At 72.3% G+C, this 473-nt stretch carries 1 protein-coding gene; it reads left to right on the top strand.

Translation table 11 applies throughout. From position 1 onward, the window contains the following. Positions 1-104 precede the first annotated feature (104 nt). Positions 105-473 (top strand): hypothetical protein (locus ACFV0G_RS32990; RefSeq protein ID WP_380555955.1); only part of this gene is annotated, 369 nt, incomplete at its 3' end.

Here is a 473-nt window from a genome sequence, read left to right as displayed (position 1 = left end):
GCCCCCGCGCCCCGCCGGGCGGGGGCGCGCCCCGCGGACCGGCCCCCCCCGGCACGGGCGGCCGCCCGTGCCCGGATGTCGGCCCTGTGATCGATAGTGGGACGATGATGCCTGACGAGAGTGCCGTTGACCGGGCTGTCGCCGCGTTGAGGGCCGCGCCGCGAACGTACTGCTCAACACCGCTCGCCCCGCACCCGAGAGCTGCTGAACTCGTCCTCCCGAACGGTGAGCGGGCGCCGCGGTGCCTGCGCCTGTGGGCCGGGTTCGACAACCGTTACCCGCTCCACGGGGGCCGCAGCAGCAGGAGCATCGCGGACGGCGCGGGCGTGCTCCTGGTGGAGCCGATGGAGTCCGTCCTGAGACGGGTGTGCATCGAGTCGATCGAGGACGATATCGACGACCACCAATATAACCAGGGCCAACACCAAGGCCAGGGGGGTGGGATACAGGGCCCCAATCCCCGGGAACCCCCG

Source organism: Kitasatospora sp. NPDC059571 (genome assembly GCF_042735675.1).
Classification (GTDB): Bacteria; Actinomycetota; Actinomycetes; order Streptomycetales; family Streptomycetaceae; genus Kitasatospora.
This window is presented reverse-complemented; position numbering and strand designations above follow the sequence as displayed.